Origin of the sequence: Paraburkholderia sp. (genome assembly GCF_036488505.1) — a bacterium.
GTDB lineage: Bacteria > Pseudomonadota > Gammaproteobacteria > Burkholderiales > Burkholderiaceae > Paraburkholderia.
The window spans coordinates 1-7,081 of the sequence record NZ_DASXHN010000375.1; the positions used below are offsets into that span (position 1 = coordinate 1).

7 protein-coding genes are annotated in these 7,081 nt (G+C 64.2%); all 7 read right to left on the bottom strand.

Annotation, left to right across the window (positions count from 1 at the left end):
- A partial coding sequence (gene lpxC / locus VGH68_RS22045; protein WP_331605835.1) for a UDP-3-O-acyl-N-acetylglucosamine deacetylase occupies positions 1-567 on the bottom strand: 567 nt, incomplete at its 3' end.
- A gap of 287 nt (positions 568-854) precedes the next feature.
- Positions 855-1,358 carry a peroxiredoxin gene (locus tag VGH68_RS22050; protein ID WP_331605836.1) on the bottom strand — a complete coding sequence of 168 codons (504 nt, stop codon included), beginning with the start codon at positions 1,356-1,358 and terminating at the stop codon, positions 855-857.
- 253 nt (positions 1,359-1,611) lie between these two features.
- The gene (gene ftsZ, locus VGH68_RS22055) at positions 1,612-2,814 is read right to left on the bottom strand and encodes a cell division protein FtsZ (RefSeq protein WP_331605837.1); all 1,203 of its coding nucleotides are present in this window, start codon (positions 2,812-2,814) and stop codon (positions 1,612-1,614) included.
- Positions 2,815-2,930: 116 nt separating this feature from the next.
- Positions 2,931-4,163, bottom strand: a complete 1,233-nt coding sequence (ftsA, locus tag VGH68_RS22060) for a cell division protein FtsA (RefSeq protein WP_331605838.1) — start codon at positions 4,161-4,163, stop codon at positions 2,931-2,933.
- Between the two features lie 27 nt (positions 4,164-4,190).
- Positions 4,191-4,943 carry a cell division protein FtsQ/DivIB gene (locus VGH68_RS22065; protein WP_331605839.1) on the bottom strand — a complete coding sequence of 251 codons (753 nt, stop codon included), beginning with the start codon at positions 4,941-4,943 and terminating at the stop codon, positions 4,191-4,193.
- Between the two features lie 23 nt (positions 4,944-4,966).
- Positions 4,967-5,908 (bottom strand): D-alanine--D-alanine ligase, encoded by a 942-nt coding sequence (locus VGH68_RS22070; protein WP_331605840.1) that lies wholly within the window; start codon positions 5,906-5,908, stop codon positions 4,967-4,969.
- Between the two features lies 1 nt (position 5,909).
- Positions 5,910-7,081, bottom strand: a 1,172-nt coding sequence (gene murC / locus VGH68_RS22075; protein WP_331605841.1) for a UDP-N-acetylmuramate--L-alanine ligase, incomplete at its 5' end; no start/stop codon positions are given.

The window sequence follows — 7,081 nt, forward strand, 5'->3', positions numbered from 1 at the left end:
GCGGGCACGCGCGATTTCCCGCACGTACGACGTATTGGCGAAATCCACTTCCAGCGCCTGGCCGGTTTTGTCCACGGCCGGGTGACGAAAGTCAATTGTGAATTTGAGCTTGAAACCAAAAAACGGGTCGAGACGCGCAAATTTGTCGCCGTCGCGAATTTCAACCGGCTTGGTGACCTTGATGAATTTCTTGGGCGCGTTCTGCTGCTCGATTCCCGCCGACTGGATCAGGAACACGAACGAACCCGCGCTGCCGTCCATGATCGGGATTTCCTCGGCGGTGACGTCGACATAGAGATTGTCGATGCCCAGACCGGCGCAGGCGGACATCAGATGCTCGATGGTCGAGACGCGCGCGCCGTCCTTCTGCAACACGGAAGCCAGACGCGTATCGCCAATCGCCATCGCCGACGCGGGGATGTCCACCGGCGTCGGCAGATCCACGCGCGAAAACACGATGCCAGTGTCCGGCGCGGCCGGACGGAGCGTCAGGTCGACTTTGCGGCCCGAGTGCAGACCGATGCCGACAGTCTTGACGATCGATTTGATTGTGCGCTGCTTCAACATGGTGATCTTCTGTTCGATTGAAAATCCCAATCGGGACTTTTTATTCCATAGGGGGAAGTATACTCCAATCGCCTGACAAGCGTCTTTTCAGGGAACGTATCAATCTGTTTCTCCGCGTTACCCTACGCGCCGCGACGGAAAGCGTGACGGGCCGATGCCCCGGAATGGAGGCGTTTCCGGTCATCGGCCCGCGTAACGGCCTGTCACAAAAGCGTCTTGATCACCGTTGCCGCGATGCCACGCGAGTTCGAACGCGCGGGCTCCCGGCGAAGGCACGACGCCAGCAACTAGCTCAACGTAGCGAGAATACTCGCCGCATCGCTGACTTCGAATTTGCCGGCGGCTTCGACTTTCAGCGTCTTGACCACGCCGTCGTCGACCACCATCGCGTAGCGCTGGGAACGGATTCCCATGCCGCGCGCCGACAGATCCTGCTCGAGACCGAGCGCCCGCGTGAAAGCCGCACTGCCGTCCGCCATCATGCGCACCTTGCCCGAGGTGTGCTGATCGCGTCCCCACGCGCCCATCACGAACGCGTCGTTGACGGACACGCACCAGATCTCGTCGATACCGGCAGCGCGCAGCTGCTCGGCATGCTCGACGTAACCGGGTACATGCTTGGCCGAACAGGTCGGCGTGAATGCGCCGGGTAATCCGAAGATCACCACGCGCTTGCCCGCCGTCTGTTCGCGCACGTCGAAACTGTTCGGTCCGATCGTGCAGCCCGCCCGCTCGTCTTCGACGAACTCGAAGAGCGTTGCGTCGGGCAGCTTGTCACCTGCGTTGATCATGCTCAGTCCTTTGCATCGATGCGATGCGCGCTCACACGTCGTCGTGTCGCAGTGAATTCCGGCTGGGCCATCGTCGGCCTTGCCGTCCGGCGGCAGTCACCTCGTCCGCTTCGCGAATCCGCAGAGGGCACTCGCCCCTGCCGCGAATCTGACGATACGCGACTTCTGCACCGTTCATACGCCACGCTCGTGCGTTCGTCCGCCAGCGCTGCTGCTCGACCGCAGCGCGGCAACGAAAGCCTGCGCGCGCCGCTCAGTCCGCCTGCTTGCGCAGGAACGCCGGAATGTCGTACGTATCGACGCCCTTTTCCTGCAGCGCCTGCACGTGCGACGCCGCCGTGTCGCGCGAGGTGCGCCACACCGCCGGCGTATCCAGCGCGCCGTAGTCAGCCGTGCTTGCGTGCCCTGCCCCCGGTGTGTACGCCGCGTGCTGCATTGCGCCGACCGGCTGATTGTCGGTGCCGGTGCGCAGCAGCGTCATCGGTGCCGACTGCTGCTTCTTCGCCGCGCGCCCCAGACCCGTTGCCACGACCGTCACGCGCAACGCGTCGCCCATCGCGTCGTCGTACACTGCGCCGAAGATCACGGTGGCGTCTTCCGCCGCATAGCTCTTGATCGTGTTCATCACTTCGCGCGTTTCCGACAGACGCAGTGAACGGCTCGACGTGATGTTGAGCAGCACACCGCGCGCGCCCGACAGATCGACGCCTTCGAGCAGCGGGCTGGCGACCGCCTGTTCGGCCGCCAGACGCGCGCGATCGACGCCGGCCACCGTCGCCGTGCCCATCATCGCCTTGCCCTGCTCGCCCATCACGGTCTTCACGTCTTCGAAGTCGACGTTCACCAGACCGTCGACGTTGATGATTTCCGCAATACCCGCGACCGCGTTGTTCAGAACGTCGTCAGCGCACTGGAAGCACTTGTCCATCTCGGCGTCATCGCCCATCACCTCGAACAGCTTGTCGTTCAGCACGACGATCAGCGAGTCGACGTGATCCTCCAGTTGTTGTGAACCGGCTTCCGCGACGCGCATGCGCTTGCCGCCTTCGAACTCGAACGGCTTGCTCACGACGCCGACGGTCAGAATGCCCATTTCCTTGGCGATCTGCGCGACCACCGGCGCGGCGCCGGTACCCGTGCCACCACCCATGCCCGCGGTGATGAACACCATGTGCGCGCCACGCAGTGCATCGGCGATGCGCTCGCGCGCTTCTTCCGCGGCCGCGCGGCCCATTTCCGGCTTCGCACCCGCGCCCAGCCCCGTGTTGCCGAGCTGGATCACCGCGGTTGCGCGCGAACGCGACAACGCTTGCGCGTCCGTGTTCATCACGATGAAGTCGACGCCTTGCACGCCTTTGTTGATCATGTGCTGAACGGCATTGCCGCCAGCGCCACCGACTCCGACGACCTTGATGATGGTGCCGTTCGTTTCGGTTTCCAGCATCTGGAATTCCATGTTGCCTCCGTCAAGATAAAAAAGTTACCGCACTCGGCGTTATCCGGCAGGAGATCGGGCAACCTCCTGTCGCGCACCGGCCGCCGGCACCAGCGCGAATTACTCGAAACCTGTCGTCAGAAATTGCCGAGGAACCAGTCCTTCATCCGCGAGAACACCTGTCCCATCGACCCCGACTGCACCGCAACCTTGCGCCCGCGCATGCGCTGCGAGCGGCCTTCGACCAGCAGGCCCATCGCCGTCGAGTAGCGCGGATTGCGCACCACGTCGGCGAGACCACCCGCGTATTCCGGCACGCCGATGCGCACCGGCTTCAGGAAAATATCCTCGCCGAGCTCGACCATGCCGATCATCATCGACGCGCCGCCGGTCAGCACGACGCCCGAGCTCAGCAGCTCCTCGTAGCCCGACTCGCGCACCACCTGCTGCACGAGAGAAAACAGTTCTTCGACGCGCGGCTCGACCACCGCGGCCAGCGCCTGGCGCGACAGCGTGCGCGGACCGCGCTCGCCGAGCCCCGGCACTTCGATCATTTCGTCCGGATCGGCGAGCGCCTGCTTGGCGATGCCGTAATCGACCTTGATGTCCTCGGCGTCCGGCGTCGGCGTGCGCAGCGCCATCGCGATGTCGCTGGTGATCTGATCGCCGGCGATCGGAATCACCGCCGTGTGGCGGATCGCACCTTCGCTGAAGATCGCGATGTCCGTCGTGCCGCCGCCGATGTCGACCAGCACCACGCCCAGTTCCTTCTCGTCTTCCGTGAGGACCGCGAGCGACGACGCAAGCGGCTGCAGAATCAGATCGTTCACTTCGAGCCCACAGCGGCGCACGCACTTGACGATGTTCTGCGCCGCGCTGACCGCGCCGGTGACGATATGCACCTTCACTTCGAGGCGGATGCCGCTCATGCCGATCGGCTCGCGCACGTCTTCCTGGCCGTCGATGATGAATTCCTGCGTGAGGATATGCAGCACCTGCTGATCGGTCGGAATGTTGATCGCCTTCGCCGTTTCGATCACGCGCGCGACGTCCGCCTGCGTGACTTCCTTCTCCTTGATCGCGACCATCCCGCTCGAATTGAAGCTGCGGATATGGCTGCCGGCGATCCCGGTGAATACGTTCGTGATCTTGCAGTCGGCCATCAGCTCGGCTTCCTCGAGCGCGCGCTGAATCGACTGCACGGTGGCTTCGATGTTCACCACCACGCCTTTCTTGAGCCCCTTCGATTCGCTCTGGCCGAGGCCGATCACCTCGTAGAGACCTTCGCCCTTCAGCTCGGCGACGATGGCCACCACCTTCGACGTCCCGATGTCGAGGGCGACCAGCAGATCTTTATAGTCTTTACTCATAGCGTGCTCAGTGCGTGTGATGTCCGTTTACTTCTTGCCCTTGTCGGGTTCGCTGATGAAGCGCATGCCAGCGGCACGAATCGCGAAACCGTTCGGATAGCGCAAGTCCGCATACTCGATATCCTTCCCCCAACGTTGCGTCACCGCACCCCATGCCGCGGCGAGGCGCTTGCTGCGATCGCCCAGCGTGTCCTGATTGCGCTCGCGCCCCAGCTCCACCTGCATGCCGTCCGACAGCTTCACCGTCCATGCGTAGCGCGGCGACAGCGTCACTTCCTCCGGTGTGGCGCCCAACGGCGCAAACCACTTCTGGAAGTCGTGATAACGCGCGACTACTTCCTTCGCGGTGCCGTCCGGACCGTCGAACGCGGGCAGGTCCTGGTCCAGCTCGCCTTGGTTCGCGGTGAACAGCTCGCCGTCGACGCTCACCAGCTGATCGCTGCCCCACGTGCCCAGCGGCTTGTACTCTTCGAGCGTGACAGCCAGCGCATTCGGCCAGACCCGCCGCACGCTCGCATGACGCACCCACGGCATCTGCTCGAACGCCTGTCGCGCGACGTCGAGATCGACCGTGAAGAAGTTGCCCTTCAGGCGCCCGACGACACTCGCGCGCACCGTCGGCGAATTGATGTGCTCGGTGTCGCCGTCGATCTGGATTTCGTGCAGCGCGAAATTCGGGCGCTGGATCAGCCAGTAACCGCCCGCCGCCAGCAGCACGAGCACCAGCAACGCGTGCAGCGCGTTGGTGGCGAGGTTGAGCTGGCGAACGTTGTTCCACATGGCGTTGCTTTCGGGTTATCCGGTTAGTCCTGCAGCGTCAGCGCCAACACGCCGACGACGAGTTCCTGATAGCTGATGCCGACCGCGCGCGCCGCTTTCGGCGGTAGCGAGTGATCGGTCATGCCAGGCGCGGTGTTCACTTCCAGAAAATAGGGGTTGCCAGCGCCGTCGAGCATGAAGTCCGCGCGGCCCCAGTCGGTGCAGCCGAGCACGTCGAACGCGCGGCGCGCGAGCTGCTTCAGGCGCGTTTCTTCCTGGTCGCCCAGGCCGCACGGAATCAGATACTGCGTGTCGTTCGCGACGTACTTCGCGTGATAGTCGTAGAACTCGCCGGCCGGCACGATGCGGATCACCGGCAAGTCGAGCTTGCCGGCGATGCACGCGGTGTACTCGCCGCCGCCTTCGATGCTTTTCTCCACGACGACGATGCGGTCGTACTTGATCGCTTCGATCAGCGCGGCAGGCAGCGCATCCGCGCTCTTCACCTTGATCACCGCGACGCTCGAGCCTTCGCTCGCCGGCTTCACGAACAGCGGCAGGCCGAGCTTCGCGACGATCTCTTGCGCGCGCGCTTCATAGTCGTCGCCACGCAGTACCGCTTCGAACGGCGGCGTCGGAATGCCGAGCTGCTGCCATACGAGCTTGGTGCGGAACTTGTCCAGACCGAGCGCCGAACCGAGCACGCCGCTGCCGGTATAGCCGATGCCGTAGAAATCGAGCGCGCCCTGGATCTGGCCGTTTTCGCCGTAGCCACCGTGCAGCGCGTTGAACGCGCGCACGAAACCCTCGTCCTTGAGCGCCGACAGCTCACGCTCCGCCGGATCGAACGGGTGCGCGTCGACACCCGCGTCGCGCAGACCTTGCAGCACCAGCCGCCCAGAATTGAGCGATACCTCGCGCTCGGCGGAATTTCCGCCCAGCAGCACTGCCACCTTGCCGAATCGTTTCGGATCGATACTGGTCATGTCATACCTTCATTGCCTGAGCGAGGCGACCCGGCACACCGCCGATCGAACCCGCGCCCATCGTGATCACCACATCGCCGTCGCGCACCACTGCCGACAGCGCGTCCGGCACTTCATCCACCGTATCGACGAATACCGGCTCGACCTTGCCGGCCACGCGCAGCGCGCGCGCCAATGCGCGGCCGTCCGCCGCGACGATCGGCGCCTCGCCGGCCGAATAGACTTCGGTCAGCACGAGCGCGTCGACGGTCGACAGCACTTTCACGAAATCCTCGAAGCAATCGCGGGTGCGCGTGAAGCGGTGCGGCTGAAACGCCAGCACCAGACGCCGGCCTGGAAACGCACCGCGCGCCGCCGCGACGGTGGCGGCCATTTCGACCGGATGGTGACCGTAGTCGTCCACCAGCGTGTAGGCACCCGCGGCCTGCCCTTCAGCGCTCACCGGCACTTCGCCATAGCGTTGGAAACGGCGGCCGACGCCGTTGAAATCCGCGAGCGCTCGCTGGATATCGGCATCTTTCACTTCAAGTTCAGTCGCAATCGCAATCGCGGCGAGCGCGTTCTGCACGTTGTGCTCGCCAGGCAGATTCAAAACGATGTCGAGCGGCGCCGCGTCTTCGCGCATCGCAGTGAAATGCATGCGGCCCTGGTGCGCTTCGACGTTGACCGCGCGCACCTGCGCATCGGCCGCGAAACCGTAGCGGATGATCGGCTTCGACACGAACGGCAGGATCTCCTTCACGTTCGGATCGTCGACGCACAGCACCGCAATCCCGTAGAACGGCAGTCGATGCGTGAATTCGATGAACGCCTGCTTGAGCCGCGCGAAGTCGTGACCGTAGGTGTCCATATGATCGGCGTCGATGTTCGTGATGACTTCGATCACCGGGAACAGGTTCAGGAACGACGCGTCCGACTCGTCCGCCTCGGCGACGATGAAATCGCCCGTGCCGAGCCGCGCGTTCGCGCCCGCGCTGATCAAGCGGCCGCCGATCACGAAGGTCGGGTCGAGCCCGCCGGCGGCGAGCACGCTCGCGACCAGCGACGTGGTGGTGGTCTTGCCGTGCGTGCCGGCGATCGCGATGCCCTGCTTCAGGCGCATCAACTCCGCGAGCATCACCGCGCGCGGCACGATCGGAATGCGCCGCTGGCGCGCTTCGAGTACTTCCGGGT